Source organism: Luteimonas sp. A537, from assembly GCF_054052065.1.
Genome location: NZ_JBSVRH010000002.1, coordinates 570,191 through 597,120, shown reverse-complemented (window position 1 = coordinate 597,120; position 26,930 = coordinate 570,191). Strand labels below are relative to the sequence as shown.

The 26,930-nt window shown below is 69.6% G+C and carries 24 protein-coding genes and 1 tRNA gene; 13 read left to right on the top strand and 12 right to left on the bottom strand.

Features of this window, described 5'->3' with window-relative positions:
* Positions 1-21 precede the first annotated feature (21 nt).
* The 9 genes from infC (at position 22) to ACW7GZ_RS06690 (ending at position 6,937) form a co-directional block, all read left to right on the top strand.
* A complete protein-coding gene (infC, locus tag ACW7GZ_RS06730) occupies positions 22-543 on the top strand; it encodes a translation initiation factor IF-3 (RefSeq protein WP_457003954.1) in 522 nt (173 codons plus the stop codon).
* Positions 544-783: 240 nt separating this feature from the next.
* Positions 784-981 (top strand): 50S ribosomal protein L35, encoded by a 198-nt coding sequence (rpmI, locus tag ACW7GZ_RS06725; protein ID WP_457003025.1) that lies wholly within the window; start codon positions 784-786, stop codon positions 979-981.
* Positions 982-994: 13 nt separating this feature from the next.
* Positions 995-1,354: a 50S ribosomal protein L20 gene (gene rplT, locus ACW7GZ_RS06720; RefSeq protein WP_343254941.1), complete on the top strand. Its 360-nt coding sequence runs from the start codon at positions 995-997 to the stop codon at positions 1,352-1,354.
* 130 nt (positions 1,355-1,484) lie between these two features.
* On the top strand, positions 1,485-2,510 hold the full coding sequence (pheS, locus tag ACW7GZ_RS06715; RefSeq protein WP_457003027.1) for a phenylalanine--tRNA ligase subunit alpha: 1,026 nt from the start codon (positions 1,485-1,487) through the stop codon (positions 2,508-2,510).
* Between the two features lie 43 nt (positions 2,511-2,553).
* A complete protein-coding gene (pheT, locus tag ACW7GZ_RS06710) occupies positions 2,554-4,935 on the top strand; it encodes a phenylalanine--tRNA ligase subunit beta (protein ID WP_457008474.1) in 2,382 nt (793 codons plus the stop codon).
* Positions 4,936-4,948: 13 nt separating this feature from the next.
* On the top strand, positions 4,949-5,251 hold the full coding sequence (locus ACW7GZ_RS06705; protein ID WP_457003031.1) for an integration host factor subunit alpha: 303 nt from the start codon (positions 4,949-4,951) through the stop codon (positions 5,249-5,251).
* Positions 5,244-5,600, top strand: a complete 357-nt coding sequence (locus ACW7GZ_RS06700) for a MerR family transcriptional regulator (RefSeq protein WP_457003033.1) — start codon at positions 5,244-5,246, stop codon at positions 5,598-5,600. Before ACW7GZ_RS06705 ends, ACW7GZ_RS06700 begins: the two co-directional genes overlap by 8 nt.
* A 66-nt stretch (positions 5,601-5,666) precedes the next feature.
* Positions 5,667-5,743, top strand: a tRNA-Pro gene (locus tag ACW7GZ_RS06695).
* Positions 5,744-5,890: 147 nt separating this feature from the next.
* Positions 5,891-6,937, top strand: a complete 1,047-nt coding sequence (locus ACW7GZ_RS06690) for a TraB/GumN family protein (protein WP_457008627.1) — start codon at positions 5,891-5,893, stop codon at positions 6,935-6,937.
* 15 nt (positions 6,938-6,952) lie between these two features.
* Here ACW7GZ_RS06690 and ACW7GZ_RS06685 read toward each other — a convergent pair whose 3' ends face one another.
* From ACW7GZ_RS06685 to ACW7GZ_RS06660, 6 genes are all read right to left on the bottom strand, one after another.
* Positions 6,953-8,056: a diguanylate cyclase gene (locus tag ACW7GZ_RS06685; protein WP_457008473.1), complete on the bottom strand. Its 1,104-nt coding sequence runs from the start codon at positions 8,054-8,056 to the stop codon at positions 6,953-6,955.
* A 73-nt stretch (positions 8,057-8,129) separates the two neighbouring features.
* Positions 8,130-10,046, bottom strand: a complete 1,917-nt coding sequence (dxs, locus tag ACW7GZ_RS06680; RefSeq protein WP_457008471.1) for a 1-deoxy-D-xylulose-5-phosphate synthase — start codon at positions 10,044-10,046, stop codon at positions 8,130-8,132.
* A 69-nt stretch (positions 10,047-10,115) separates the two neighbouring features.
* Entirely contained in the window at positions 10,116-11,267 is a 1,152-nt protein-coding gene (locus ACW7GZ_RS06675; protein WP_457008469.1) for a hypothetical protein, read from the bottom strand.
* Positions 11,268-11,434: 167 nt separating this feature from the next.
* Positions 11,435-12,091: an HNH endonuclease gene (locus ACW7GZ_RS06670; RefSeq protein WP_457003055.1), complete on the bottom strand. Its 657-nt coding sequence runs from the start codon at positions 12,089-12,091 to the stop codon at positions 11,435-11,437.
* A gap of 49 nt (positions 12,092-12,140) precedes the next feature.
* Positions 12,141-13,931 (bottom strand): acyl-CoA dehydrogenase C-terminal domain-containing protein, encoded by a 1,791-nt coding sequence (locus tag ACW7GZ_RS06665; protein ID WP_457008467.1) that lies wholly within the window; start codon positions 13,929-13,931, stop codon positions 12,141-12,143.
* 46 nt (positions 13,932-13,977) lie between these two features.
* Positions 13,978-14,454: an NDR1/HIN1-like protein gene (locus ACW7GZ_RS06660; protein ID WP_457003059.1), complete on the bottom strand. Its 477-nt coding sequence runs from the start codon at positions 14,452-14,454 to the stop codon at positions 13,978-13,980.
* A gap of 131 nt (positions 14,455-14,585) precedes the next feature.
* Here ACW7GZ_RS06660 and ACW7GZ_RS06655 point away from each other — a divergent pair, with 131 nt between their 5' ends.
* Positions 14,586-15,218, top strand: coding sequence for a hypothetical protein (locus tag ACW7GZ_RS06655; protein WP_457003060.1), 633 nt, complete (start codon positions 14,586-14,588; stop codon positions 15,216-15,218).
* A gap of 12 nt (positions 15,219-15,230) precedes the next feature.
* Here ACW7GZ_RS06655 and ACW7GZ_RS06650 read toward each other — a convergent pair whose 3' ends face one another.
* From ACW7GZ_RS06650 to ACW7GZ_RS06630, 5 genes are all read right to left on the bottom strand, one after another.
* Positions 15,231-16,784 (bottom strand): Ppx/GppA phosphatase family protein, encoded by a 1,554-nt coding sequence (locus tag ACW7GZ_RS06650; protein ID WP_457003062.1) that lies wholly within the window; start codon positions 16,782-16,784, stop codon positions 15,231-15,233.
* On the bottom strand, positions 16,781-18,943 hold the full coding sequence (ppk1, locus tag ACW7GZ_RS06645; RefSeq protein WP_457003063.1) for a polyphosphate kinase 1: 2,163 nt from the start codon (positions 18,941-18,943) through the stop codon (positions 16,781-16,783). The genes ACW7GZ_RS06650 and ppk1 overlap by 4 nt, the downstream gene beginning before the upstream one ends.
* Positions 18,912-20,279 (bottom strand): phosphate regulon sensor histidine kinase PhoR, encoded by a 1,368-nt coding sequence (phoR, locus tag ACW7GZ_RS06640; RefSeq protein ID WP_457003065.1) that lies wholly within the window; start codon positions 20,277-20,279, stop codon positions 18,912-18,914. The genes ppk1 and phoR overlap by 32 nt, the downstream gene beginning before the upstream one ends.
* Before the next feature lie 9 nt (positions 20,280-20,288).
* Positions 20,289-20,978, bottom strand: coding sequence for a phosphate regulon transcriptional regulator PhoB (gene phoB, locus ACW7GZ_RS06635; protein ID WP_457003067.1), 690 nt, complete (start codon positions 20,976-20,978; stop codon positions 20,289-20,291).
* A gap of 86 nt (positions 20,979-21,064) precedes the next feature.
* Positions 21,065-22,639: a M48 family metalloprotease gene (locus ACW7GZ_RS06630; protein WP_457008465.1), complete on the bottom strand. Its 1,575-nt coding sequence runs from the start codon at positions 22,637-22,639 to the stop codon at positions 21,065-21,067.
* 254 nt (positions 22,640-22,893) lie between these two features.
* Here ACW7GZ_RS06630 and grxC point away from each other — a divergent pair, with 254 nt between their 5' ends.
* The 3 genes from grxC to ACW7GZ_RS06615 all read left to right on the top strand — a co-directional run bounded on the left by grxC (position 22,894) and on the right by ACW7GZ_RS06615 (position 25,842).
* On the top strand, positions 22,894-23,172 hold the full coding sequence (gene grxC / locus ACW7GZ_RS06625) for a glutaredoxin 3 (RefSeq protein WP_457003070.1): 279 nt from the start codon (positions 22,894-22,896) through the stop codon (positions 23,170-23,172).
* 161 nt (positions 23,173-23,333) lie between these two features.
* Positions 23,334-24,347 carry an isocitrate dehydrogenase gene (locus ACW7GZ_RS06620; RefSeq protein ID WP_457008463.1) on the top strand — a complete coding sequence of 338 codons (1,014 nt, stop codon included), beginning with the start codon at positions 23,334-23,336 and terminating at the stop codon, positions 24,345-24,347.
* 28 nt (positions 24,348-24,375) lie between these two features.
* Positions 24,376-25,842, top strand: coding sequence for a Na+/H+ antiporter NhaC family protein (locus ACW7GZ_RS06615; protein WP_457008461.1), 1,467 nt, complete (start codon positions 24,376-24,378; stop codon positions 25,840-25,842).
* A gap of 248 nt (positions 25,843-26,090) precedes the next feature.
* Here the strand turns inward: ACW7GZ_RS06615 and ACW7GZ_RS06610 are convergent, their stop codons facing one another.
* Positions 26,091-26,852, bottom strand: coding sequence for a Bax inhibitor-1/YccA family protein (locus ACW7GZ_RS06610; protein ID WP_457003074.1), 762 nt, complete (start codon positions 26,850-26,852; stop codon positions 26,091-26,093).
* Positions 26,853-26,930 lie beyond the last annotated feature (78 nt).

The following is a 26,930-nucleotide window of genomic DNA, read 5'->3' as shown; positions in this document are numbered from 1 at the left end:
GCCACCCACGGAGATCGCAATATCAGTACCCCGGACAAGCAGAACCGCAGGAACCTCGACATCCGCGTACCCCGCGTACGCGTGATCGGCTCGGATGGCGAGATGATCGGCGTGCTTTCGCGCGACGAAGCCCTCGCCATGGCCGTTGAAGAGGGCTTGGACCTCGTCGAGATCCAGCCCAACGCCGATCCGCCGGTCTGCAAGATCATGGACTTCGGCAAGTTCAGGTTCGAGGCGCAGAAGAAGGCGAACGAAGCCAAGAAGAAGACCCGCCAGGTCGAGATCAAGGAAGTCAAGTTCCGTCCGGTGACCGACGAGGGCGACTACCAGATCAAGCTGCGCAAGATGCGCGGCTTCCTCGAGGATGGCGACAAGATCAAGGTCAACATCCGCTTCCGTGGGCGCGAGATGAGCCACCAGGAGCTGGGTCGCGGCATGGCTTCGCGCATCGAGGCCGACCTGGGCGAAGACATCGTCGTCGAGTCCAGGCCCCGCCTCGAGGGCCGGCAGATGGTGATGATGATCGCGCCGAAGAAGAAGTGATGCCGCGCGCCGCTGGCGCGTGACTTCCCCTCTTGTTTTGCGGGGGAGGCGTGATTTGCCACATGAACCCCTCTCCGTGCATAATGCGCGGCTCGGTTCGCCCGCGTTGCGGGTGGGCCGGTTGGACCCGCCTCGGCTGCTTTCGGCACCCGGGGCCATCAAGCAGGCAAGGGCAGGACGGAAAGAGTGGCGCCAGCCACCGCCCGGGCCAGTAGAAGAGCTACCAACAAGGACATCGCAATGCCCAAGATCAAGACGCATCGGGGCGCGGCCAAGCGCTTCCGGAAGACTGCTTCCGGCAAGTACAAGGCGGGCCACGCCAACCGCAGCCATATCCTCACGAAGAAGCCGACGAAGCGGAAGCGCAATCTCCGCCAGACGAACCATATCCGGGCGTGCGACAGCGGTCGCCTCGACCGCATGCTGCCGTATCTCTGAGGAGGACTGAACAATGGCACGAGTCAAACGTGGTGTGCAGGCACGCCGTCGTCACAAGAAGGTCCTCAAGCAGGCCAAGGGTTACTACAACGCGCGCCGCAAGGTGTTCCGCGTTGCCAAGCAGGCCGTCACCAAGGCCCTGCAGTACGCCTACATCGGCCGCAAGCAGAAGAAGCGCAATTTCCGCTCGCTGTGGATCACCCGCATCAACGCCGCGGCCCGCATCAATGGCCTGAGCTACAGCCGTTTCATGAACGGCATGCTGAAGGCCGGCATCACCCTCGACCGCAAGGTGCTGGCTGACATCGCCGTGCACGACGCGGCGGGTTTTGCCGCGCTGGCCGAGAAGGCGAAGGGCGCGCTCGCAGCGTAAGACGTGTCGCCCGCGCGCGGTGCCCCCGGCACCCGCGCCAGGCGGACATCGCGATACACGCATGGGGAAGGGCGCAAGTCCTTCCCCATGCTTCGTTTACGGCCCCCGAAGGCCTTCCGATGGTGCCCCGATGACCGATATCGAATCCGTCCGCGAGCAGGCGCTCGCCGACATCGCAGCAGCCGCGAGCCCCGACGCCATCGAGGCATTGCGCGTGGCGCTCCTGGGCAAGAGCGGCAGCGTCACCGCGCAGCTGAAGACGCTGGGCGCGCTTCCCGCCGACCAGCGCAAGGCGGCCGGTGAAACGATCAACCGCGCGCGCGATGCCATCGGCGCCGCGCTGTCGGCGCGCAAGGCCGATCTCGACGCCGCCGCGCTCGACGCGCGCCTGGCCAACGAGACCATCGACGTGACGCTCCCTGGCCGCGACGCCGAGGCCGGTGGCCTGCACCCGGTCAGCCGCACCATGGAGCGCATCGCCGACATCTTCGGCCGCCTGGGCTACGAGCTCGCCGACGGCCCCGAGATCGAGGACGACTGGCACAACTTCGAGGCCCTGAATTTCCCGCCGCACCATCCGGCGCGGGCCATGCACGACACCTTCTACACCGCCGACGACGGCAGCGGCGAGCGCCGGGTGCTGCGCACGCACACCTCGGGCGTGCAGGTGCGCTACATGCAGGACCTGCTCGCCCGCGGTGGCCAGCCGCCGCTGCGCATGATCGCGCTGGGCAAGGTCTACCGTTCCGACTCCGACCAGACGCACACGCCGATGTTCCACCAGTGCGAGGGACTGCTGGTCGACGAGCACGCGAGCTTCGCCGACCTGAAGGGCACGCTGTCTGAATTCGTGCGCGCTTTCTTCGAGCGCGACTTCGAGATGCGCTTCCGCCCGAGCTACTTCCCATTCACCGAGCCCTCGGCCGAGGTCGACATCGCCTGGGCGCAGCCCGACGGCAGCACCCGCTGGCTGGAGGTCTTGGGCTGCGGCATGGTGCATCCGAAGGTGCTGGCCAACGTCGGCATCGATCCCGAGCGCTACACCGGTTTCGCCTTCGGCCTGGGCGTGGAGCGCTTCGCGATGCTGCGCTACGGCGTCGACGACCTGCGCAGCTTCTTCGACAACGACCTGCGCTTCCTGCGCCAGTTCGCCTGACGCAGCTGCGTCAGTCCCTCGACCCTGACAACCGGGTGTTGCGATGAAATTTTCCGAGAACTGGCTGCGCCAGCACGTCCCCACTACGGCCACGCGCGAGGAGCTGGCCGCGACCTTGACCGCGATCGGCCTGGAGGTCGAAGAAGTCACGCCGCTGGGCGAGGCGCTGGGCGGCGTCGTGGTCGCGCGCATCGTGTCGGCCGGGAAGCATCCCGAGGCCGACCGCCTGCAGGTCTGCCAGGTTGATGCGGGCGCTGCCGGCATGCTGCAGATCGTGTGTGGCGCGCCCAATGCGCGCGTGGGCCTGGTGGCGCCGCTTGCGACCATCGGAACGACCGTCGGCGAACTCACGATCAAGGCCGCGAAGCTGCGCGGCGTCGAGTCCAACGGCATGCTGTGTTCGGCGAAGGAGCTCGGCATCGACGCCGATGCCTCCGGCCTGCTGGAACTCGCGGACGATGCGCCCGTGGGCACGCCACTGGCGGACCACCTCGGCCTGCCCGACGCCAGCCTCGAGCTCAAGCTCACGCCCAACCGCGCCGATTGCTTCAGCGTGCGCGGCATCGCCTATGACGTGGCCGCGGCCTGTGGCGGAACGGTCGTGGAGCTCGACGCAGCTCCGGTGCCGGCAACCGGCGACGCTGCGGTCGAAGTGCGCCTGGAAGCCGGTGGCGATGCGCCGCGCTACCTCGGCCGCGTCATCGAAGGCATCGACGCCACCCGTGCCACGCCGGTGTGGATGGCCGAGCGCCTGCGCCGCAGCGACATCCGCCCGGTATCGCTGCTGGTCGACATCACCCAGTACGTGATGCTGGAGCTGGGCCAGCCGATGCACGCCTATGACCGAGCCCTGCTGAGGGGTCCCGTCGGCGTTCGCCGCGCGCGCGCCGGTGAGTCGCTGGTCCTGCTCGACGGCCGCGATGCCGCGCTCGACGACGGCTTCCTCGTCATCACCGACGCCGACCGCGCCGTGGGCCTGGCCGGGGTGATGGGCGGCTTCGACACCCGTGTCACCGATGCCACGCGTACGGTGTTCCTCGAGGCCGCGCACTTCGCGCCGGCCGCGATCATCGGCCGTGGCCGCCGCCTTGGCCTGCACACCGAAGCGGGGCACCGCTTCGAGCGCGGCGTTGATCCCGAGCTGCCGCGCACCGCCATCGAACGCGCGACGCGTCTGGTCCTGGATATCGCCGGTGGCGTGCCCGGGCCCGTCAGCGAGGCGGTGATTGCCGATGCGCTGCCGCGCCCGACCACGATCACGCTGCGCCGCGCCCGCCTGTCGCGCGTGCTCGGCGTGGCCATCGCCGATGCCGACGTCGAGCGCATCCTGCGCGCCCTCGGCCTGGGCGTCGAGGCCGAGGCCGGAGGCGAAGGCTGGACGGTCATCGCGCCGACCCGCCGCTTCGACCTGGCCATCGAAGAGGACCTGATCGAAGAGGTCGCACGCATCCACGGCTACGACGCCGTGCCCACCACGCTTCCCGGCGGCTCGACCCGCCTGGTGGCGCCGACCGAAGGGCGCGTGCCCGAGCACGACCTGCGCCGCGTGCTGGCGGGCCGCGGCTACCTGGAAGCCATCAACTACGCCTTCGTCGATGCCGCTCTGCTGGAGCGCTGGCAGGTCGACGAGGCGCTGGTCCGGCTGGCCAACCCGCTGAGCGCCGAGCTCGGCGTGATGCGGCCGCGGCTGCTGCCCGGGCTGGTGGACGCGCTGGCGCGCAACGCCGCGCGCCAGCAGGACCGCGTGCGCCTGTTCGAGCTGGGCAAGGTGTTCACCGCGACTGCGGCCGGCAAGGCACCACGGGAGACGCCATGCATTGCCGCGGTGGCCAGCGGCAATGCTGCCGCCGAACAGTGGGGCGTGCCCGCGCGCCGCGTCGACTTCCACGACCTGAAGGGCGACCTGGAAGCCTTGGCGGCGCTGTCCGGCACGCGCCTTGAGTTCCGTCCCGCGACGCCGTCCTGGGCGCATCCCGGCCGCGCCGCCGACGTGCTGCGCGAAGGCGTGGTGGTGGGATCGATCGCCGAACTGCATCCGCGGCTGCAGCAGGCGCTGGATCTGGACCACCCGGTGGTGGCGTTCGAACTCGATCTCGCCGCGCTGCTGGCACGCGGCCTGCCGCGCGCGCGCGCGCTGTCGAAGTTCCCCTCGGTGCGCCGCGATCTCGCATTCATCGTTGCCGACTCCGTTGCCTGGGGTGAGCTCGAGGCCACGGCGGTGGCCGCCGCCGGACCCTTCCTGCGTAGCCTGCGACTGTTCGACGTCTATGCCGGCAAGGGCGTGGAAACGGGATGCAAGAGTGTCGGCATGGGCTTGATTCTGCAGGATGATTCGCGCACGCTGACCGACCGCGATGTGGATGCGGCGGTGGCTTCGGTCACCGATGCGGTCGCTGCGGCGCACGGCGCAAGGATCAGGAATTGACCAGGGGGCTGGCATGGCGTTGACGAAGGCTGAAATGGCTGAGCGGCTCTACGAAGAAGTGGGTTTGAACAAGCGCGAGGCGAAGGAATTCGTCGATGCCTTCTTCACCGCGCTGCGCGAGGCCCTGCAGGGCGGCCGCCAGGTCAAGCTTTCGGGTTTTGGCAACTTCGACCTGCGCCGCAAGAACCAGCGCCCTGGCCGCAACCCCAAGACCGGCGAGGAGATCCCGATCTCCGCGCGCACCGTGGTCACCTTCCGCCCCGGCCAGAAGCTCAAGGAGCGGGTCGAGGCCTACGCCGGAGGCACCCATGCTTGATCCCGGCAGCAACCGCGAACTCCCGCCGATCCCGGCCAAGCGCTACTTCACCATCGGCGAAGTCAGCGAGCTCTGCGACGTCAAGCCGCACGTGCTGCGCTACTGGGAAACCGAATTCCCCAGCCTCAGCCCGGTCAAGCGCCGCGGCAACCGCCGCTACTACCAGCGCCACGACGTGCTGATGGTGCGCCAGATCCGCGGCCTGCTGTACGAGCAGGGCTACACCATCGGTGGCGCCCGCCTGCGGCTGGAGGGCGACGATGCGAAGCAGGAGTCCGCACTCAGCAGCCAGATCATCCGCCAGGTGCGGATGGAGCTGGAGGACGTGCTGCTTCTGTTGCGGCGCTGAGCACATCCGAAGTTTCGACGCCGGACGGCTCCCATCGTGGCGCCGCGGCGGCTATAATTCTCCGACCGGGGTATAGCGCAGCCTGGTAGCGCACTTGTCTGGGGGACAAGTGGTCGTCGGTTCGAATCCGGCTACCCCGACCATTTCCAACACGAAGCCCGCCTTGTGCGGGCTTCGTGCTTTTCCGGGCGCGGGAACCTTCCGGTCGCGCCATGTTCCAATCGCTTCATCGCCAACATGGAGGGTGTGGAATGCGCGCGAAAGAGACAGGGATCCCGGTCGTCTTGGCGGTGCTCCTCGCGATGGCTGCGGCGGGTGCACAGGCGCAGCCGCAGCGCGCGGAGCTGATGGATACTCCGGTCGCAACGGAGTCCGCGGCCACGCTGGCCGGCGCACCGGAATCCGTGGATGGCCCGGAGCGGGCCATCGTCGACCTCGACACCATGGTCGTCTCCGGCGCGCAGCCGGGTCCGGGCATGTGGACGGTCCGGAGCGGCGACCACGTGCTGCATATCCTCGGCACGGTGTCGCCGCTGCCGCGGCGCATGGAGTGGAGCTCGGCCGGTGTCGAAGCCGTCATCGCCGGGTCGCAGGTGGTGATCGGCGCGCCGTCGATCGCGGTCGGCGCCGACCTCGGCTTTTTCCGCGGCATGGCTCTGGTGCCGGCGATGCTGCGCGCCCGCAACAACCCGGGCAAGCGGCCGCTGAGCGAGGTCGTGTCGCCGCAGCTGTACGCGCGCTGGCAGGTGTTGAAGGCGCGCTACATGGGCCGCGACCGTGGCGTGGAGAAGCGACGCCCGCTGCTGGCGGCGCAAGCGCTGTACGAGGCGGCGCTGGACAAGTCCGGACTGCGGATGAGCGGCGTGGTCGGTCCGGTGGTGCGCAAGGCGCGCAAGGCCGGCGATGTCCCGCTGGTCGCGACCACGGTGCGGCTGACGGTGGAGGATCCGAAGGCCGTGCTCAAGGAGCTCGGCGAGAGCGACCTGGCCGACCGCGAGTGCTTCGCCGGCACCATGGACCGGATCGAGACCGACCTCGACAACATGCGCGCGCGTGCCAATGCCTGGGCGCTGGGCGACATCGAAGGGCTGCGTGCGCTGCCCTACGAGAACCACTACACAAGCTGCCAGGACGCACTGACCGGCAGCGCACTGGCTCGGAGGCTGGGCATCGACGACATGCCGCGCCGCGCCGGCGAGGCCTGGCTGGAGAACGTGGACCGGGCGCTGGCCGAGCACGGCTCGAGCTTCGCCATGCTGCCGATGCACCATCTGCTGGGGGCCGACGGCATGCTGGAGAAGCTCGCGGCGCGCGGCTACGCCATCGAAGCACCGTAGCGCCCCGGGCGAGCTTCAGCCGTTCGCGCCCTCGGCCTCGCCGGGGGCCAGCACCAGGCGGTTGCGGCCGCCGCGCTTGGCCGCGTACAGCGCCGCATCGGCGGCGCCGATCCAGTGCTCGATGCGCGCATGGTTGGCGCGCGCCTGCGCGATGCCGATGCTCACCGAGTACACATCGCCCGGCGCTTCGGCCAGTGCGATGCGTTCGACCGCGGCCCGGTAGGCTTCGGCCAGCCGGGCGGCCTCGTCCAGTCCGGTGGCGGGGCAGACCACCGCGAACTCGTCGCCGCCATAGCGGCCGGCGATATCCCCCGGGCGCAGCAGCGTGCGCAGCGCGGCGCCGGCCGCGCGCAGCAGGGCATCGCCCGCGACGTGGCCGCTGTCGTCATTGACGCGCTTGAATCCGTCCACGTCGATCAACAGCAGGGCCGCGGGCCGGGCATGGGCGTGGACGTCATGCAGCGCCGCCGCGGCGTCGCGCTCCCAATGCCCGCGCAGCGCCAGCCCGGTGACCCGGTCGACGCGGCCGAGCAGGTCGAGCTCCCGGTTCTTCTGCAGCACCTTGCGCACCAGTTGCTGGCGGCCGAGGCTCACCATGCCGGTGTGGATCAGCAGCATCGGCAGGCAGGCCAGGATCACGGCGGTGCTGGAGGCGGGCTGGAAGGCGAAGCTGGTCGCCAGGCCACCAAGCAGCAGCGCGGCCAAGGACACGGGAAGCGTGCGCCGGAAGATGCCCGGCACGTCGGAGTTGACCTTGTCCGCCGCGGACAGCGCGACCAGCAGCACGCTGGGCAGCAGGTTGAAGTGCATCAGCGGCACCCAGAACGCGGCGATCGCGGAGTCGACCAGCAGGTTGCGCTGCTCGGCCGCGAAGGGGTCGGCACTGCGCCTGGCCAGCAGGTAGGCGATGTGCGGCCAGGCCAAGCCGGTGAGCGCGCACAGGGTCCAGCGCAGCGGTCCGGCCTGGAGCTCCCACAGCACCATCGCCATCGCCAGGGCGCCGAACCCCATGCCGAGTATGCGATAGCGGTAGACGCGCCGGGGCAGCGCCGCGCGCGCGCGCGGCGAACTGAACACGCTCGCGTGGGCGGCCTCTCCGTTCAGTGGTCCTGTCTTCACTGGCCCTCCCCACCGGTCGGCCGCCCCGCGCAGACGCGCCGGATGCCCGGAGTATAGGCCTTGCGGCCGGCCTTCAGCCGGCCGCGCTGCGCGGTCCCGGCGCCTCGGTCCGGCCTGCCTGCGGCCAGCGAGCCAGCACCGATGCGCGGATCCCCGCGGCGTCGATGCCGGCCTCGGCCAGCAGGTCCTCGCGGCTGGCGTGGTGCTGGAACGCATCCGGCAGTCCAAGGTGCAGCACGGGCAGGAGCACGGCCTCCGCGGCGAGGAGTTCGGACACGCCCGAGCCGGCGCCGCCCATCACCACGTTGTCCTCGATGGTCACGAAGCCTTCGTGCGTGCGCGCCAGCTCCAGCAGCAGCTCGCGGTCCAGCGGCTTCACGAAGCGCATGTTGACCACCGTGAGGCCGAGCTCGGCGCCCACGGCCTCGGCCGCGGGTACCGTGGCGCCGAAGGCGAGCAGCGCGATGCGCGCACCCTCGCGGCGCAGCTGCGCCTTGCCGATGGGCAGCGTCTCGAGCCCCGGATCGATCGCGATGCCGGGGCCGCTGCCGCGCGGGTAGCGCACCGCGGCCGGACCGTCGAAGCGGAAGCCGGTGGACAGCATCTTCCGGCACTCGTCTTCGTCTGCGGGCGCCATGACCACCATGTTGGGCACGCAGCGCAGGTAGCTGAGGTCGAGGTTGCCGGCGTGGGTGGCGCCGTCGGGACCGACCACGCCGCCGCGATCGATCGCGAACAGCACGTCCAACTCCTGCAGGGCCACGTCGTGCACCAGCTGGTCGTAGCCGCGCTGCAGGAAGGTGGAGTAGATCGCGACCACGGGCTTGGCGCCTTCGCAGGCCATGCCGGCGGCAAGCGTGACCGCGTGCTGCTCGGCGATCGCGACGTCGAAGTAGCGCTCGGGGTACTCCCGGCTGTAGCGCACGAGGCCGGAGCCTTCGCGCATCGCCGGGGTGATGGCCATGAGCTTGGGATCCGCCGCAGCCATGTCGCAAAGCCAGTCGCCGAAGATGTCGGTGTAGGTCGGCTTCTTCACCGCGCCGGGCTTGGCCACCAGGCCCTGGTCGGGATCGAAGGGCGACACCGCGTGGTAGCCGATCTGGTCGCCTTCGGCGCGCTCGTAGCCCTTGCCCTTGGTGGTGATGACGTGCAGCAGTTGCGGTCCCTTGAGGGTCCTGAGCAGCTTCAGCGCCGAGGCCAGGGCCTTGATGTCGTTGCCATCGATGGGGCCGGTGTAGTGGAAGCCCATTTCCTCGAAAAGCGTGGACGGCACGAACATGCCCTTCCAGTGTTCTTCCCAGCGGCGCACGAAGCGCGCCGGCGACTTGTTCTTGTCGCCCAGCAGCTTCTTCCCGCCCTCGCGCAGGGCGTTGAGCGTGTGGCTGCCGGTGGCGCGGCCAAGCATCTTGGTCAGGCCGCCGACGTTCTCGCTGATCGACATGCGGTTGTCGTTGAGCACCACCAGGATGTCGGGCTCGGGCTCCATGCCGCCGGCGTGGTTGAGGGCCTCGAAGGCCATGCCCGCGGTCATCGCGCCGTCGCCGATCACCGCGACCACCTTGCGCTCGTCGCCGGCGCGGGCGGCGGCGATGGCCATGCCAAGCGCGGCCGAGATGCTGGTGGAGGAGTGGCCGACGCCGAAGGTGTCGTACTCGCTTTCCTCGCGCTTGGGGAACGGCGCGACGCCGTCCTTCTGCTTGACGGTGTGGATGCTGTCGCGGCGGCCGGTCAGGATCTTGTGCGGATAGGCCTGGTGGCCGACGTCCCAGACGATGCGGTCGCGCGGGGTGTCGTAGAGGTAGTGCAGGGCGGTGGTCAGCTCCACCACGCCCAGGCCGGCGCCGAAATGGCCGCCGCTCTTGCCGACGGATTCAATGAGGTAGGCGCGCAGCTCGTCGGCGATGGCGGGCAGTTCCGCTTCGTCGAACTCGCGCAGGCGGGCCGGGCTGTCGATGCGCGCAAGGCGCGGATGGCGAGTGGAGTCGATCATCCCCGCATTGTAGGACGCCGTGGCGTACTGCGGCGCATTGAGGGGCCGGCGTCCACCCGCAGGCCCCGTTCAGCGGTTGCGGAGGCGGCCGAACAGCCCGCCGCGCGGCTTTGCCGGCTCTTCCGCGTGCACGGGCTCGTCGCGCACCGGCTCGGCAAAGCCGGTGGCCAGGTTGGCGTTGACGAAGTCGGCGACATCGGCTGCCGGAACGCCGCTGGCGGCGGCGAGCTCGGCCACGGTGGCCGGCCCCTTCATCATCTGGGTGGCGATGCGGAAGTGGCGCGGGTATTCGCGTTCGGTCTGCGGCCATTTGTTGAGCTGGAACAGGCCCATCGGGTCGAGGCCCGGCAGCAGCGCGCCGCCACCGGCAAGCAGGCCGTCGAACCAGCGCAGTCGCGAGAGTGGCTGGGGGGCGCCGGCTGACGCCGTCTCACGCGCCCATTCCTCCGCGCCCATGGGCTCGAAGTCCGAAGCCTCGATGCCGCGCTCGAAGCAGGCAGCCAGTGGCTTGAGCTGCGCCGGGCCAAACCAGCTGTCGTTCGACGCATCGATCAACAGGCCGGGTTGCCCGTCCTGGCGATAGCGCAGCTTGCCCGTGAGGGCGCCGGGCTGCAGCCACGTGGCCAATGAGCCTTCGACGGAAAGAGGCGGGGTGGCCGCCGGTTCGTTCGCGGGTGCCGAAACCGGCGGAACGGCTGCAGCGCCCGGCGGAACGGCTGCAGCAGCCGGGGCGGCCTCGGCCACGGGCGCCGGCTCGGGTTCGGCTTCGGCTGCTGCGCGCAGCAAGCTGGAGACGAGGGGTGCGGGTGCCACTGCCGGAGCCGCAGCCGGGGGTCCAGTCTCCGGCGGCACTGCGGGGGCGGGAGCCGGCGGGGTCATCGCGGCGCTGTCCCCCGCCTGCTGCAGCTCGATGCCCATCCCCCGCGCGACATCCGCCAGCAGCTCCACCAGCTGCGCGGTATCGAAGGGACGGCCGAGCCGGTAGTCGGTCTGGGTGCGCGGTGCGGAGGTCAGGCCGATCACCTTGCGGCCGGCGGCGTGCAGGCGCAGCCAGCTCATCGGCCCGTACATGCTGTCCATGTCCACGACGATGTGCCCGGCATCGGCGTCCGGGACCAGCGACCAGCGCTCGCCCAGGTGCGTGTTCGCCTCGATGAAGGCGGCCTTGAGTGCGGCTTCGGTGGCGGGGTCCATCCCGGTCAGGCCGAGGGTCAGCGACATCGCGCAGCATTCCTGACGTTGAATTGACCGAAGTGTTGCGGAGCGGGTCACGGCCGTCAACGCGCACAGGACGGCACTTGCGGCTGCGGTGCGTCACTTTCCCCTGTGTTCGGTGACGTCGGTCGCGTTCGCCCTGCGACGTGCTGCGCGTGACGGGCCCGGGATCCTCAGTGGCGCCGGCGCTTCGGCAACTGGCTGGAGAGGAAGGCCATCTGGTCGGCGAGGATGTTGCGGTTGGACAGGATCAGGTGCTCGATCCAGCTTGGCCGGTACGGGATCGCGAGCAGCGGCATCGACGCCTGCGCCGGATTGCGGCCGCCCTTGCGCGAATTGCAGGCGAAGCAGGCGGCGACCACGTTTTCCCAGGTGTCCACGCCGCCGCGCGACACCGGCTGCACGTGGTCGCGGGTGAGCTTCTGGCGCGGGAACGCGTGGCCGCAGTACATGCACAGGTGCTGGTCGCGGGCGAAGAGTGCGTTGTTGGTGAGCGCGGGGGTCGGGTCCAGCGCCCGCGCGCTGGCATGGCCGCGGGCGGCCACGATGGGATGCAGTTCGACCAGGCTGCGCGCCCCGGTGGCGCGGCTGATGCCGCCGCGGACCGCAAGGCAGGGTTCGCCAAGGGTCCAGGCAACTGCCCCGCGCACGTACAGGCAGGTGGCTTCCTGCCAGCTCATCCAGTCAAGCGCGCGGCCGTGGGCATCCAGGGCCAGCAGGCGCACGCGACCCAGGGCCGGGACCCCCATGCCCACGGACTGCGGGATCGCCGGTGGTGCCGGGGGTTCCATGCCGCTGACAAGGCGAAGTCGCGCTCTGCCGGGTTCCATGGGAACAGCAGTTTATACGCTCCCCACGGCGGCTTGTGTAGGGGCGGGCTCAGGCGCCGAAGTGATCGGCCTCCAGCGCCATCAGCGACCCGGCGCCGGCCCGGATCGCGGCGGCGTGGGCCAGCGTGCGCGGCAGGATCCTGGCGAAGTAGAAGCGGGCCGTCTCGCGCTTCGCCTCCTTGAACGCCGCCGGCCGCGATGAACCGCGTGCCGCCACGGCCGCGCGCAGCCACCAGTACGCCAGGACCACGTAGCCGGAATAGAACAGGTAGTCCCAGGCGGCCGCCCCGAGCTCGTCGGGGTTGCCGGCCGCACGGCCCAGCACGCCGGTGGTCAGCTCGCCCCATTCCGCGCACCTGGCGCGCAGGGTGGCGATGTCGTCGGCGAGTTCGCCGTCGCCGGCGTTGGCCGCGCAGAACGCCTCCACCTCGGCCAGGAACAGCTTCAGGCCCGCGCCCCCGGAGGAGGCCGTCTTGCGCCCGATCAGGTCCATCGCCTGGATGCCGGTCGTGCCCTCGTAAAGCGTGGTGATGCGGGCGTCGCGCGCCAGCTGCTCCATGCCGTGCTCGGCGATGTAGCCGTGGCCGCCGAAGCACTGCAGCGCGTTGTAGGTGTTCTCGATGCCCCATTCGGTCTGGCAGGCCTTGGAGATCGGGGTCAGGAAGCCGACCAGGGTCTCGGCGCGTTCGCGCGCGGCCGGGTCGCTGGCGTGCGCGGCTTCGTCCAGCAGGCTGCCGGCGTGCATCGCCAGCATGCGGCTGCCTTCGGTCAGCGCCTTGACCGACAGCAGCATGCGCCGCACGTCCGGGTGCACGATGATGGGATCGGCCGGCTTGTCGGGGAACTTGGGGCCGGTCAGCGCGCGCGACTGCAGGCGCTCGCGCGAGTAGCGCAGTGCGTTCTGGTAGGCGCGCTCCGACAGCCCGAGCCCCTGCAGGCCGACGCCCAGGCGCGCGGAGTTCATCATCGTGAACATCGCCTTGAGCCCGCCGTGCTTCTCGCCGACGAGGTAGGCCTGGGCGCCGTCGAAGTTCATCACGCAGGTGGCCGAGCCCTTGATGCCCATCTTGTGTTCGATCGAACCGCAGCGCACCGCGTTGCGCTCGCCGATGGTGCCGTCGCGGGCGACCTTGAACTTGGGCGCGACGAACAGCGAGATGCCCTTCGCCCCCGGCGGCGCATCCGGCAGCTTGGCCAGCACCAGGTGGATGATGTTGTCGGTGAAGTCGTGCTCGCCGGCGGTGATGAAGATCTTGGTGCCGGTGATGGAATACGCACCGTCGTCGACGGGCTCGGCACGGGTGCGCAGCAGGCCCAGGTCGGTGCCGCAGTGCGGCTCGGTCAGGCACATGGTGCCGGTCCAGCTGCCTTCGAGCAGCGGCTTCAGGAAGACCTCGCGCTGCCAGTCCTCGCCGTGCTGGCGCAGCGCTTCGACCGCGCCGTGCGAAAGCAGGGGGAAGTTGCCCCAGGCAAGGTTGGCGGAGTTGATCATCTCGCTCACCAGCGTGCCCACCAGGTGCGGCAGGCCCTGGCCGCCGTATTCCGGCGTCGCGGTCAGCCCCGGCCAACCGCCTTCGACGTACTGCGCATAGGCGGCCTTGAAGCCGTCCGGCGTGGTGACGTCGCCGGTGGCCGGGTCATGGTGGCAGCCTTGCTGGTCGCCGATCGCGTTGAGCGGCGCGAGCACGCTGCCGCTGAAGCGCGCGGCTTCCTCGAGGACCGCATCGATGACGTCGGGCGTGGCATCGGCGTGGCCGAGGCGGGCGAACTGCGTCGGTGCGTCGAGCACCTCGTTGAGGACGAAGCGGATGTCGTCGAGCGGGGCGGTGTACTGGCTCATGTCCGGGGACGTGTCCTTGCGATTGGTTGGAATGGGGTGGCGGGATTCAGCGCAATACGCCCGGCAGCCCCGGTGCGGGGCTGAGCGCGCTCTTGCGCGTCACCTTGTAGTCGCGGGCGGACCCCTTGTCCGCCGGTGCGGCCTGGATGCTGCCTTCGAGCCCGTAGTCGACGCCGCGGCCCGCGGCGAGCGCGTCGGCCAGCACCATGCGCGCGCTGGAGGCCGGCACCATCGCGACCGCGACCACGTCCGCCGACTCGGGGCCGATCTCGAGCGCCGGTGCGTGCTGCAGCGCGCCGGCGTCCTGGCCGCCGACGGTGACCTCCAGGTCCACCGAGTCGAAGCGCATCGGGATGCTGCTGTAGTTCTGCAGGCGCAGGTTGATCGACCAGCTGCCGTCGGCCTGCACGGTCAGCTGCTGGATGCTTGCCGCAGGCTCTGAAATGCGGCGCACCGGACCGCTGGAACAGGCGGTCGCAAGCAGCACAACCAGCGACGTGAACGCGAGGATTCGACGGCCCATTGCTGCCTCCTGAACGATTGTCCGGAGCATAGCATCGCTCGATACGGTGGCGGATGGTCCTGCTGCCTGTCGGGAACTGCCGCTGTTTAGCGTTTACAGTGAGTCGAAGACATCACGGAGCTGCAACAGAGATGAGTGCCGATCACACCCGGAACGGTTTCAAAGAGCGCCTGCCATGGACCATCGCCGCCATCGCGGTGGTCGCGCTGGTGGCGAGCCTGGTCTGGGACCGCCCGGACAAGGCGGACGCGGACGCGACGCTGGCCCAGCTGACCGAACGCCTGGACGCCTTGGAAAACACGCCGCCAACCCCTGCGCGACGCGCACCGGCGGGCATCCGGCCCGGGCCGGCCGGCGGCATCGGTGGCGACCTTGATGCCAGGATTGGCACCGGGGAGCCGCAGACGCCCGAAGAGATCGCCGCGGCGCGCGACCAGCAGCTCAAGGAGCTCGAGGCCAGCTTCGCCCGCGACGTGCCCGATCCGGTCAGCGGCCCGAGCACCGAGAACCTCCTGGTCGAGACCATCTCCGGTGAAACCATGGCCGGCACCGGCCTGCGCCCCGGCAACGTCGACATCGCCTGCAAGCAGTCGAGCTGCCGCATCGTCGGCAGCTTCGACAAGATGGGCGACGCCCAGGACTGGGGCCTGTTCTACATCACGGCCGCAGGCGGCAACGTACTGTCGCAGACGCGGATGGTGTTCGTGCCCAAGCCCGACGGCAAGACCGAAGTGCGCATCTATTCGGAGCGCGCGAAGGGCTGAGCGGACAGGTCGTTATCGCCCGGCGGGTGCGCGCTGGCTGAAGCGCAGCGCGATGCCCAGGGCAGCGGTTTCCGCAGGCTCGCCCGCAAGGTCGGCCTGCAGCAAGGGTCGCTCTTCGAGGTAGCGCGCCGGCAGCTGAAGTTGCAGCGCGTCGTCGCGGGCCACGGCGTCCAGCCCCGGGATGTCGGGACTCTCATGGCCGCGGTGCAGCAGCACCGCCAGCCGCAGCAGGGCCGACAGCCTGCGCGCAGAAGGCAGCAGGCGGTCGGGCAGGGCTTCGAACACGGTCTTCGGCACCTTGCGCCGGTGCGCGCGCACCAGGGCGGCGAGGAACTGCTGCTCCTGGCGCGAGAAGCCGGCGATGTCGGACTGCGCCAGGATGTAGGCGCCGTGCACCTGGTAATGGCTGTGCGCGATCGTCAGTCCCAGTTCGTGCAGCTGGGCCGCCCAGGACAGCATGACCCGGTCGTCGGGCGTGAGTGCCCACGCGGCCGCGACCTGGTCGAACAGCATGCCCGCGGTGGCCTCGACCCGGAGCGCCTGCGCGCGGTCCATGCCATAGCGCTGGACCAGCGCATCGACCGAAGCATCGCGCGGGTCCTGGTCGCCGGCACGGCCGAGCATGTCGTACAGCACGCCTTCGCGCAGTGCGGCCTTGCTTACCGCCATCCGCTCCAGGTCCAGGCTGCCGAAGGCCGCTTCGAGCACCAGCAGCCCGCCGGCGATGATCGGCCGGCGTTCGGCGGACAGGCCCGGCAGCTTGATGTCGTCGATATGGCCCGCGCGCAGCAGTTCGTCCCGGACCACGGGCAGCGCCGCGGCGGTGACCGCGCCCTTGGTGAGCTTCATCGCAGCGCAGATCTCACCGATGGCCTTGTTGGTGCCCGAGGCGCCGATGGCCTCCTGCCAGCCAAGGCTGCGATAGGTCGCCGCGAACTGCTGGAATTCCACGGAGGCTTCGATCAGCGCGTCGCGCCACTTCTTCTGTGACAGCCGGCCGCTGCTGAAATAGCGCATCGTGCTGGCCACCGCGCCCAGCTGCATGCTCTCGCGCTCCAGGGTCTCGAAGCCGCGGCCGATGATGCATTCGGTCGAGCCGCCGCCGATGTCGATCACCAGCCGGCGGTGTCCGGCCTTCGGCGGCTGCGCGTGCGCGACCCCCAGGTAGACCAGGCGCGCTTCCTCGCGTCCCGCCACGATCTCGATGGCATGGCCGAGCGCGGTCTCCGCAGGCATCAGGAAGGCCTGCGGCGCGGCCAGCTTGCGCACGCTGTTGGTGGCGACCGCGCGCACGCGATGCGGCGGGATGTGGCGGATGCGCTGGCCGAAGCGCGCCAGGCACTGCAGTGCGCGCTGGCGCACCTCCGTGACCAGGCCGCCGCGGGCGTCCAGGCCCTCGGCCATGCGCACGGTCTCGCGCAGGCGGTCGACGATGCGCAGCTGGCCCAGCGTGTAGCGGGCCACGACCATGTGGTAGCTGTTGGAGCCGAGGTCGATCGCGGCGAGCATGTCGCCGTCGACCAGCGGCTGGCTCTGCGAAGCCGGAGGCGCCGCCAACGGGCTCATCCGCAGATGTCCGCAAGCAGCGCCGCCTGCGCGGAATGCGCGGCTTCGCCCTCGGCCGGCGCGAGTTCGCGATAGCTGCCGTCCGGCTGCAGCTCCCAGGCGTTGGTGTTGTCGGCAAGATAGGTTTCGAGCGTCTCGTGGCGAACGCGCGCGGCGACCGCCGGGTCCAGGATCGGGAAGCAGGTCTCGACCCTGCGCAGCAGGTTGCGCTCCAGCCAGTCGGCGCTGGCGCACCAGGTTTCCGGCGCGCCATCGTTGCCGAACCAGTACACCCGGCTGTGTTCAAGGAAGCGGCCGACGATGGAGCGCACGCGGATGTTGTCGGAGACGCCGGGCACGCCGGGGCGAAGGGTGCAGGCGCCGCGCACGATCAGGTCGATCTGCACCCCCGCCTGCGAGGCGGCGTACAGGGCACGCACCACCTGCGGCTCGTTGAGCGCGTTCATCTTGGCGACGATCCGCGCCGGGCGGCCGGCGGCGGCGAACCGGGCCTCGCGCCTGATCGATGCCAGCACCGCTGCGTGCAGGGTGAACGGCGATTGCAGCAGACGCTTGAGGTGGATCGCCGGCGCCAGCCCGGAGATCTGCTGGAAGATCTGATGCACGTCGCTGCCGATGTCGGCATCGGCGGTCATCAGGCCGATGTCGGTGTACGCCCGCGCGGTTCCGCTGTGGTAGTTGCCGGTGCCCATGTGCACATAGCGGCGCAGGCGGCGGCCCTCGCGCCGCACCACCAGCAGCATCTTGGCATGGGTCTTGTAGCCGACCACGCCGTAGACCACCTGCACGCCGGCATCCTGCAGGCGGTCGGCAAGGCCGAGGTTGGCTTCTTCGTCGAAGCGCGCACGCAGCTCGACCACCACGGTCACGTCCTTGCCGTTGCGCGCGGCCTGCACCAGGTGCTCGACGATCGGCGAGTCGCGCCCGGTGCGGTACAGCGTCTGCTTGATCGCCAGCACACCCGGATCGGCTGCCGCCTGCTTGAGCAGCTCGAGCACCGGGCTGAAGGCGTCGAAGGGATGGTGGAGCAGGATGTCGCCTTCGGCGATGCGTTCGAACATCGCGTCGCCGCCGGGCAGGTGGCGTGCCTGGAAGGGCGGGAACTTGAGCTCGGGGCGGTCGACGTCGTTGTAGACGTGGATCACCCGGTTGAGGTTGACCGGCCCGTTGATGCGATAGACGGCGTTGTCGGGCAGGTCGAAGTTCCGCAGCAGGTCCTGCACGATCGGTGCCGGGCAATCGGCGGCGATCTCCAGCCGCATCGCGCGCAGGTAGCCGCGGCCGAGCAGTTCGTCGCGCAGCGCCAGCGCCAGGTTCTCGACCTCGTCCTCGTCGAGGATCAGTTCGGAGTTGCGGGTGACCCGGAACTGGTACGCGCCCTGGACCTTCATGCCCGGGAACAGGTCTTCGACGAATTCCGACAGCATCGCCGAGAGGAACACGAAGTCATGGTCACCGCCGGACACGCGCGGCGGCAGGCGGATGATCCGCGCCAGCGAACGTGGGGCGCGGACGATGGCCAAGTGCCCGCTGCGGCCGAACGCGTCCTTGCCCTTGAGCACCACCACCAGGTTGAGCGATTTGTTGAGGATCTTCGGGAACGGGTGCGACGGGTCCAGGCCCAGCGGCGACAGGATGGGCAGGATCTCTTCGCGGAAATACGCGCGCAGCCAGCGGCGCTGGCGCGTGTTCCAGGTTTCGCGAGCGAGCACTCGCACCCCGGCATCGGCGAGCGCGGGGCGCAGCACGTCGTTCCAGCAGGCGTACTGCGCGGCCACCAGTTCAGCGGTGCGCTCGTGGATCCTGCGCAGCACGGTGCCGGGCGACAGCCCGTCAGCCGGCAGCGGCACGTCGAAATCCTGCGCGTGGCGCACGGTGGCCGCGCGGATCTCGAAGAACTCGTCGAGGTTGGTGCAGGAGATGCAAAGGAAGCGCAGCCGCTCGAGCAGCGGCATGGTCGCGTCCTGCGCCTGTGCGAGTACGCGGAAGTTGAAGTCGAGCTGGGACAGCTCGCGGTTGAGGTACAGCGCGGGGTCGCGGAGCGAGTCCGCGGCCGGGTCGGTCGCGGCTCTCGCCTTCGCCGTGGCGGCCTGCGCGCGCGCGGCGAGGGTGCGGGCTGCGCCGGCGTCAGGCGGGTTGGCTGGTGTGGGTCTGGTCATGTGGCTCTTCATCATGGTCCTGCGTTCGCGCCAGGATGCGCTCGGCGCCGAAATGGCAGGAGAACGTGCTGCCGCGCCCGACTTCGCTGCTGATGTCCAGCCGCGCCTGGTGGAGCTGCAGTACGTGCTTGACGATCGCCAGGCCCAGGCCGGTGCCGCCGGTTTCGCGGGTGCGGCTGCTGGAAACCCGGTAGAAGCGCTCGGTCAGGCGAGACAGGTGCGCTTCGGGGATGCCGTAGCCGCTGTCCTCCACCACCAGCGAGACGCCACCGTGCGCGGCCGGCTGCAGGCGCACGGATACCGTGCCGCCGCTGGGCGTGTAGCGCACCGCGTTGGCGACGAGGTTGGAGAACGCGCTGTGCAGTTCGCGCGTGGAGCCGAGGAGGTCGACCCCGGCCAGGTCGTCGACGTTGACCTGGTGGCGGCCCTGGCTGATCGCTTCGGCCTCGCGGCGCAGGGTGGCAAGCATCGGCGCCATCGCGACTTCATCGTCTTCGATCGCCTCCTGCGCCTCCAGCCTGGACAGCATCAGCAGGTCCTCCACCAGCTGGGTCATGCGCTGCGACTGGCGCCGCATCTCGCTGATGATCGGCTCCCACTCGGCGGTTTCGGCGGCCTCGGCCGGGTCGAGCATGTCCAGGTAGCCGTGGATCACCGTCAGCGGCGTGCGCAGCTCGTGGGAGACGTTGGCCACGAAGTCGCGGCGCATCTTCTCCAAGCGCATCAGCTTGCCGACGTCGCGGGCCACCAGCAGCCACAGCGCGTCGGAGTAGGGGATCAGGCGCAGGCTGATGCGGATCGCCGGATCCGCGGGCGACGCGGCGTCGACGATCGGCTCGGCGTGGCGGCCGGCGCTCAGCCAGTGCGCGATCGGCAGCGGCTGCAGCCGTTCGCAGAGGCTGGCGCCGCGGTCCTGCGGGTAGCCGAGGCCAAGCAGCCTGCCGGAGGCGGCGTTGCACCAGATCACCCGCTGGGTGTTGCGGTCGACGACCACGAGCGCATCGGGCAGGGCGGTGGCGACCGCGCGATAGGCGCGCATCATCTCCACCAGCCGGCGCTCGCGGGTCCGGACCTCCTGGCGGGCGCGATGCAGCAGGCGCTCAACGGCCGACCAGGCGCCACCGCGCGCGCTGGGTGGCGGCAGGCGCATGCGTGCGTCCAGGTGGCCCATGATCCGGTGCAGGCGCAGCAGGTGCGCGGCCAGCAGCGCCAGCGCGGCCAACGCCACGGCGGGCCAGGGCTGGCCCACGGCCAGGCCGATGATCAGGGCGGCAACCAGGACCCCTGCCAGCGTTGCCAGGGTCCGCTGCCACGAAGTCTTGAGGGTCGGCGGCATGCCGCCAGTCTAGACCGAGGCGGAGAATCGGTAACCCGCGCCCCGCACCGTCTGCACCATGCCGTCGAGCGTGAAGGGCTCCAGGGTCTTGCGCAGGCGGCGGATGTGCACGTCGACCGTACGTTCCTCGACGTAGACGCTGCCGCCCCAGACGTGGTCCAGCAGCTGCGAGCGCGAATACACCCGGTCGGGATGGGTCATGAAGAAGTGCAGCAGGCGGTACTCGGTGGGTCCGATCGACACGGGCTCCTCGCCCGCGAACACCCGGTGCGCGGCGCCGTCGATGCGCAGGCCGCCGACGTTCACGCTGCCGTCCTCGTCGTCCTCCCGGGAGCGGCGCATGACCGCGCGGATGCGGGCCAGGAGCTCGCGCGACGAGAAGGGCTTGACCACGTAGTCGTCGACGCCGGCCTCGAGGCCGCCGACGCGGTCGTTTTCCTCGCCGCGGGCGGTGAGCATGATGATCGGGATCTCGCGGGTCAGCGATTCGCGGCGCCAGCGGCGGGCCAGCTCGATGCCGCTGGTGCCTGGCAGCATCCAGTCCAGCAGGATCAGGTCGGGCACGCGGTCGGCGATCGCCTCCTGGGCCTGGCGGGCATCGGCCGCATGGACCGGTTCGTAGTCGCCCTTGCGCACGGCGAAAGCCACCATGTCGCGGATGGCGGGTTCATCGTCGACGATCAGGATGCGCTTCTGCACGCTGCTACCGCTCACTTTTGGCCATGGCGGCCATTAGACGACGGTTTGGTGACTGTTTGGTGACAGCGCCGCGCGGCGGCGCGGTCTCACCGCCGGTGCAGGTCGGGGTCGCGGATGCCCTGGCGGCGGAGTTCAAGCACGGTCGGGGTGATCGCGGCGATCCGCGCATCGATCCGGGCGCGGGCGTAATAGTCGAGGTCGTCGCGCTTGCGCAGGGTATTGAGCTGGAGCAGGGCCTGCTCGGCGCGGCCGTTGAGGAAGGCGTTTTCCGCCCAGGCCTCGCCGGCGCGAATCGGGTCGCCGGCGCTGTCGCTGGCGCGGGCAAAGATGTGGTGGAACACCGGATCTTCGCCGGACGCGGCCATCAGCGGGCGCAGGATGTCCTGGGCACGACGCCCGGATTCGGCATTGTTGCGTTCGACCAGGGTTTCGGCATAGCCCAGCACCACGGCGCGGTTGCGCGGCATGCGCCGCACCAGGTCTTCGTAGCGGGCATCGGCTGCGGCGTGCAGGCCCTGGCGCGACTCGGCCCGTGCCAGGCCAAGCAGCAGCCAGGTGTCGCCGGGGTTCGAGGCCAGCAACGCTTCGAAGCCGCGTGCGGCCTCGGCCCCCTGGCCCGCAAGCAGCTGCGCCACGGCCAATCCGTAGCGCTGGGGGTCGGTGAGCTCGCCGCTGCGCGAAAGCCGGGCGTACTCGGAGATGGCGCGTGCCGGAGTCTCCGCGCTCAGCGCACGCAGGCGCTCACGAGCCCAACCGAACTGGTTGCCGCTGGCGGCGCCGGGAGCGCCCGGGCGCAACAGCGGCGGCAGCAGGGGGTTGTTGCCGGCAAGCCCGACGGTTGAAAAGCTGCCCTTGTTCCGGTCGGCATGCTGCTCGGCCAACTGCCGGGCCTCGCTGATCCGGACGGTGGTGACGGGGTGGGTGCGCAGGTAGTCCGGCATGCGCTCGCGCTCGCCTCCCTGGTTCGTGCGTGACAGCGCCTGCATGTGTTCGAACATCCTTGCCATAGCAGTCGTGTCGTAGCCGCTGCGGGCAAGCGTGCGCATGCCCACGCGGTCGGCCTCGGATTCGTTGGCGCGCGTGTAGTCGATCCGGCGCTGGAGCAGCAGGCCCTGGGCGCCGGCAACCGCCGCGACCGCGGCGTTTCCCGCCGAGTCGCTGCTGGTCTGCGAAGCCACGGCCATGGCGCCCAGCATCGCCAGCAGGATCGGAATGCTGTCGCGCTGGGCGCGCTCGGCCCCGCGCAGGACATGGGCCTGGGTCACGTGCGCGACTTCGTGGGCGAGCACGCCGGCGACCTCGTCCTCGCTTTCGGCGATCAGCACCAGGCCCGCGTTGGTACCGATGTACCCGCCCAGGGTGGCGAACGCATTGACCGAACGGTCCTTGATCATGAAGAAAGTGAACGGCTGCTCGGGCTGGTCGCTGGCCTCGGCCAGCCGGTTGCCCATGTGGCGGAGCCACGAATCGATCAACGGGTCATCGAGGATGTAGTCGTAGTGGCGCAGCTGCGCCAACAGCATCTGCCCGTACTCGCGCTGCTGTGCGGGTCCGAGCATGGTGTCCGCCGACGATCCGATATCGGGCAGCCGCTGCTGCGCAGGTGCCGCGGAGGCGGCCACTGCGAGAGCGAAGGCGATGGTGGCGGGAAGCAGGCGCATGCGGGATCGGATGGGCTGAGGCCAGGTCGTAGAGGGGGAGGGCGGGCTGACAGGATGGGGGCGACGCGGACGGCAGGCGTGAACACCTCGTTAATCCGGGCCCTCGATCCGGACCGTTGCGGCGCGTGCACGACGCGCCGTGCAAGATCGGCGAAAATGCAGCCGACCCGTGCGGAATCGGCCCGCGCGATATCCGCGTCCGCGCCCACCGCACCATTGACCGCGTCTGGCGCCACAAGTTTCCGGAGAATCCCTTGAACGAAAACACTTCCCCCGAGATCACCCTCTACACCAGCGCGGTTTGCGCCTACTGCGTCGCCGCCAAGAACTTCCTGCGCAGCAAGGGCCTTGAGTGGACCGAAGTGCGGATCGACACCGACCCCGCCGAGCGCGAGCGCATGGTGTCGCTTGCCGGTCGCACCTCGGTGCCGCAGATTTTCGTCGGCGACGCCCACGTCGGTGGCTACGACGACATGATGGCGCTGCACCGGGCAGGGGGCTTCGAGCCCCTGGTGACGGGCAAGGACGCGTAGGGCGCAAGGCGGCTGGCCCACGGGCCGCCACGCATTCATCACTGCGTTCAGGGGCGGCTGCGCGCAGTGCCGGACCGCTTGCGGCATAATCGGGGGCTGCATTTCGCTTCCCCGACGCCTGCGCATGCGCCCGGCGTCCCCCCCTGTATGGACCCCAAACAATGACCCAGACAATCACGGTCATCCGCGGCGATGGCATCGGCCCGGAGATCATGGACGCCACCCTGCACGTGCTCGACGCCATGGGCCTCGACCTTGCGTATGAAGAAGCCGACGCCGGCCTGATGGCGCTCGAGAAACACGGCGAACTGCTTCCGCAGGCCACGCTGGACTCGATCAGCCGCAACCGGGTCGCGCTCAAGAGCCCCCTGACCACGCCGGTCGGCGACGGTTTTTCGTCGATCAACGTCCAGCTGCGCCGCCACTTCGACCTGTACGCGAACGTGCGTCCGGCGACCTCGTTCCCGAACACCCGCTCGCGCTACACCGAGGGCGTGGACATCATCACCGTGCGCGAGAACACCGAGGGTGCCTACAGCGCCGAAGGCCAGGAAACCGCGCCCGACGGCAGCTGGGCGGTGTCGGTCACCCGCAACACCCGCAATGGCTCCGAGCGCATCGTGCGCTACGCATTCGACCTTGCGCGCCGCGTCGGCCGCAAGAAGGTCACGGTGGTGCACAAGGCCAACATCCTGAAGTCGACCTCGGGAATCTTCCTCAACGCCGCGCGCGAAGTGGCCAAGGAATACCCGGACATCGAGTGCAACGAGATGATCGTGGACAACACCTGCATGCAGCTGGTGATGCGCCCGGAGCAGTTCGACATCATCGTGACCACCAACCTGTTCGGCGACATCATCTCCGACCTCTGCGCCGGCCTGATCGGTGGCCTGGGCCTGATCCCGGGCGCCAACATCGGCAAGGACGCGGCGATCTTCGAGGCCGTGCACGGCTCGGCGCCGGACATCGCCGGCAAGGGCGTCGCCAACCCCTGCGCCCTGCTGTTGGGCGCGGTGCAGATGCTCGAGCACCTCGGCATGGTCGAGCAGGCCGGCAAACTGCGCGCGGCGATCGTGGCCACGCTGGAAGCCAAGGACTCGCTCACCCCCGACCTGGGTGGCTCCGGTACCACCATGGGCTTCGCCCGGGCGATCGCAGGCCGCGCCGCGGCCTGAGCCGGCGGCCTGCCGCGGGGCAGGCGGGATGGCAATGCAGACGGGCGCTTCGGCGCCCGTTTCGTTTCTGGAACACCGCTGTCCCGACGCTCGCCTCGACAGTGCGGGTCGTGCGGCCCACAATCGCAAATCCTTTCATGCGGATAAAGCGATGAATACCCGCCCCAGCGCCCTGGCGCTGACCCCGCTGCTGCTGTTCCTGGCGCTGTTCTTCGGATCCGGGCTCTATTTCACCCTGCAGGGCGAAGCGATGGGCTTCTACCAGCTGCGGGCGCCGGTCGCGATCCTCCCGGCGCTCGCGCTCGCCGCGTGGCTCGCCCACCGCCGGGGGGTGAAGGCGGGCGAGGTGCTGCTGCGCGGCATGGGCGACCCGAACATCATGACGATGTGCCTGATTTTCCTGTTGGCGGGCGCATTCGCCTATGTCTCGCAGGCGATTGGCGCGGTCGATGCGGTGGTTGCCCTGGGCGTCGGTGCGGTGCCTGCAGCGCTGCTGCTGCCTGGACTGTTCGTCGTCGCCTCGCTGATCTCGCTGGCGATAGGCACGTCGATGGGCACGATCGCGGCGGTGGTGCCGATCGCGTTGGGCGTGGCGGATGCGTCGGGCCTGGATCGCGCGCTGGTCGTGGGTGCGGTGATCGGCGGCGCGATGTTCGGCGACAACCTGTCGGTGATTTCGGATACCACCATCGCCGCCACCCGCAGCCAGGGCGCGGAGATGCGCGACAAGTTCCGCGAAAATTTCAGGATCGCACTGCCGGCGGCACTGGCGACGATGGTGCTGCTCGCCTTCCTCGGCGACCCGGCGCCGGTGACCACCGAGCAGCCGGCGTCGGCCTGGCTGGTGCTGCCCTATGTGCTGGTGCTGGCCCTCGCGCTCAGCGGTCTGGACGTGATCCTGGTGCTGGGCATCGGTCTCGCGCTGGCCGGCGCGTTCGGGCTGGCGCTGGGCCCGGACTACGACCTGGTGCAGTACGCCGGCGATATCTGGACCGGCTTCGAGGGCATGACGGAAATCCTGCTGCTGTCGCTGCTGATCGGCGGCGTTGGCGCGCTGATGAAGGCCGCTGGCGGCCTGGATTGGCTGGCGCGTGCGATCGCCCGCTTCGCGCGCGGCCATCAGGGACGGCGCACGGGCGAGTTCAGCATCGCCGCGCTCTCGGCGACCGCGGACGTGTTCACCGCCAACAACACCGTCGCGATCCTGGTCAGCGGCGACGTCGCCCGCGACATCGCCCACCGCCACGGCATCAGCCCCCGGCGCGCGGCGAGCGTGCTCGACATCTTCGCCTGCGTACCGCAAGGCGTGTTGCCCTATGGCGCGCAGATCCTGCTTGCCGCCGGCCTGGCCTCGGTCTCCCCGCTGTCGCTCTCGGGCAGCGTCTTCTACTGCTGGATCCTGGCGTTGGTGGCGATCGGCTTCATGGCCCGGCCGCGGCGCGAACCGGCGCTTGCGGCGGATGCGGCGGGTGCGGCGGGGCCAGGTGCTGCCTAGCCGGGAAAAGCCAAGAGCTTTTTTGCCACGGATTTACGCGGATTTTTCGCGGATCTACGCGGATAAGGCAGGAGAGGAGCAGGTCCGTGTGGCATGAAGCACCCGTTTTTCCCTGTTTTCGCTCTATCTGCGTAGATCCGCTTATCCGCGCGAATCCGTGGCAAAGGCTCTTGCTGTTCCCCTTGAAGCCCATACGCGAAGGGCGCCCCGCGGGGCGCCCTCCTGATGCGTGCTGCGTGGTGCAACCGTCAGCGGGACTGCAGCTTGGACAGCAGGCGCAGGAACTCGATGTACAGCCACACCAGGGTGACCATCAGGCCGAAGGCGCCGTACCACTCCATGTACTTCGGCGCGCCCTGCTCGGAGCCGGACTGGATGAAATCGAAGTCGAGCACGAGGTTCAGCGCCGCGATCACGATCACGAACAGACTGAAGCCGATGCCGACGATGCCGTTGTCATGGATCATCGGGATGTTGACGCCGAAGAAGCCCAGCACGATCGTCGCCAGGTACACCAGGAAGATGCCGCCGGTGGCCGCGACCACGCCGAGCTTGAACTTCTCGGTGGCCTGGATCCAGCCCGCGCGATAAGCGAACAGCATCGCGAACAGGGTGCCGAAGGTCAGCATCACGGCGTGGACCACGATGCCTTCGTACATATGGCTGTACAGAGCGGAGATCGCGCCGAGGAAAAAGCCTTCGACCAGCGCGTAGAGCGGCGCGGTCACCGGCGCCCATTCCTTCTTGAACACCGTGACCATGGCCAGGATGAAGCCGCCGATCAGGCCGCCCCACATGTACACGGAGAAGCCCGGGGCGATCTCGCCGCCCGGCGTGAACGCCTGGCTCCAGGCGAACGCCGCGGTCAACACTGTCAGGAACAGCAGGAACGCGGTCTTGTTGATCGTGCCGTTGATGGTCATGGTCCCGGCGCCATCGCGGGTCACGACGGTGCCGCTGCCAAGATCGAGGAAGGTGGAGTCGGAAAGGACCGGGTTGCCGCTGCGCATGGATTTCCCCAAGGGTTCAGTGTGCGTTTGCCTGCGCGGAAGGATACACGGGCCGGCTGGGCGGGAGCCTGCGCGGCC

Coding starts and splice junctions, on each gene's coding strand:
- pheS (WP_457003027.1), top strand. CDS start 1,485: ATGACCGATATCGAATCCGTCCGCGAGCAGGCGCTCGCCGACATCGCA.
- ACW7GZ_RS06615 (WP_457008461.1), top strand. CDS start 24,376: ATGGCAATGCAGACGGGCGCTTCGGCGCCCGTTTCGTTTCTGGAACAC.
- ACW7GZ_RS06655 (WP_457003060.1), top strand. CDS start 14,586: ATGAGTGCCGATCACACCCGGAACGGTTTCAAAGAGCGCCTGCCATGG.
- pheT (WP_457008474.1), top strand. CDS start 2,554: ATGAAATTTTCCGAGAACTGGCTGCGCCAGCACGTCCCCACTACGGCC.
- ACW7GZ_RS06675 (WP_457008469.1), bottom strand. CDS start 11,267: ATGTCGCTGACCCTCGGCCTGACCGGGATGGACCCCGCCACCGAAGCC.
- dxs (WP_457008471.1), bottom strand. CDS start 10,046: ATGATCGACTCCACTCGCCATCCGCGCCTTGCGCGCATCGACAGCCCG.
- rplT (WP_343254941.1), top strand. CDS start 995: ATGGCACGAGTCAAACGTGGTGTGCAGGCACGCCGTCGTCACAAGAAG.
- ACW7GZ_RS06700 (WP_457003033.1), top strand. CDS start 5,244: ATGCTTGATCCCGGCAGCAACCGCGAACTCCCGCCGATCCCGGCCAAG.
- ppk1 (WP_457003063.1), bottom strand. CDS start 18,943: ATGACCAGACCCACACCAGCCAACCCGCCTGACGCCGGCGCAGCCCGC.
- phoR (WP_457003065.1), bottom strand. CDS start 20,279: ATGCCGCCGACCCTCAAGACTTCGTGGCAGCGGACCCTGGCAACGCTG.
- ACW7GZ_RS06650 (WP_457003062.1), bottom strand. CDS start 16,784: ATGAGCCCGTTGGCGGCGCCTCCGGCTTCGCAGAGCCAGCCGCTGGTC.
- ACW7GZ_RS06630 (WP_457008465.1), bottom strand. CDS start 22,639: ATGCGCCTGCTTCCCGCCACCATCGCCTTCGCTCTCGCAGTGGCCGCC.
- ACW7GZ_RS06620 (WP_457008463.1), top strand. CDS start 23,334: ATGACCCAGACAATCACGGTCATCCGCGGCGATGGCATCGGCCCGGAG.
- ACW7GZ_RS06705 (WP_457003031.1), top strand. CDS start 4,949: ATGGCGTTGACGAAGGCTGAAATGGCTGAGCGGCTCTACGAAGAAGTG.
- ACW7GZ_RS06670 (WP_457003055.1), bottom strand. CDS start 12,091: ATGGAACCCGGCAGAGCGCGACTTCGCCTTGTCAGCGGCATGGAACCC.
- ACW7GZ_RS06665 (WP_457008467.1), bottom strand. CDS start 13,931: ATGAGCCAGTACACCGCCCCGCTCGACGACATCCGCTTCGTCCTCAAC.
- ACW7GZ_RS06660 (WP_457003059.1), bottom strand. CDS start 14,454: ATGGGCCGTCGAATCCTCGCGTTCACGTCGCTGGTTGTGCTGCTTGCG.
- rpmI (WP_457003025.1), top strand. CDS start 784: ATGCCCAAGATCAAGACGCATCGGGGCGCGGCCAAGCGCTTCCGGAAG.
- ACW7GZ_RS06610 (WP_457003074.1), bottom strand. CDS start 26,852: ATGCGCAGCGGCAACCCGGTCCTTTCCGACTCCACCTTCCTCGATCTT.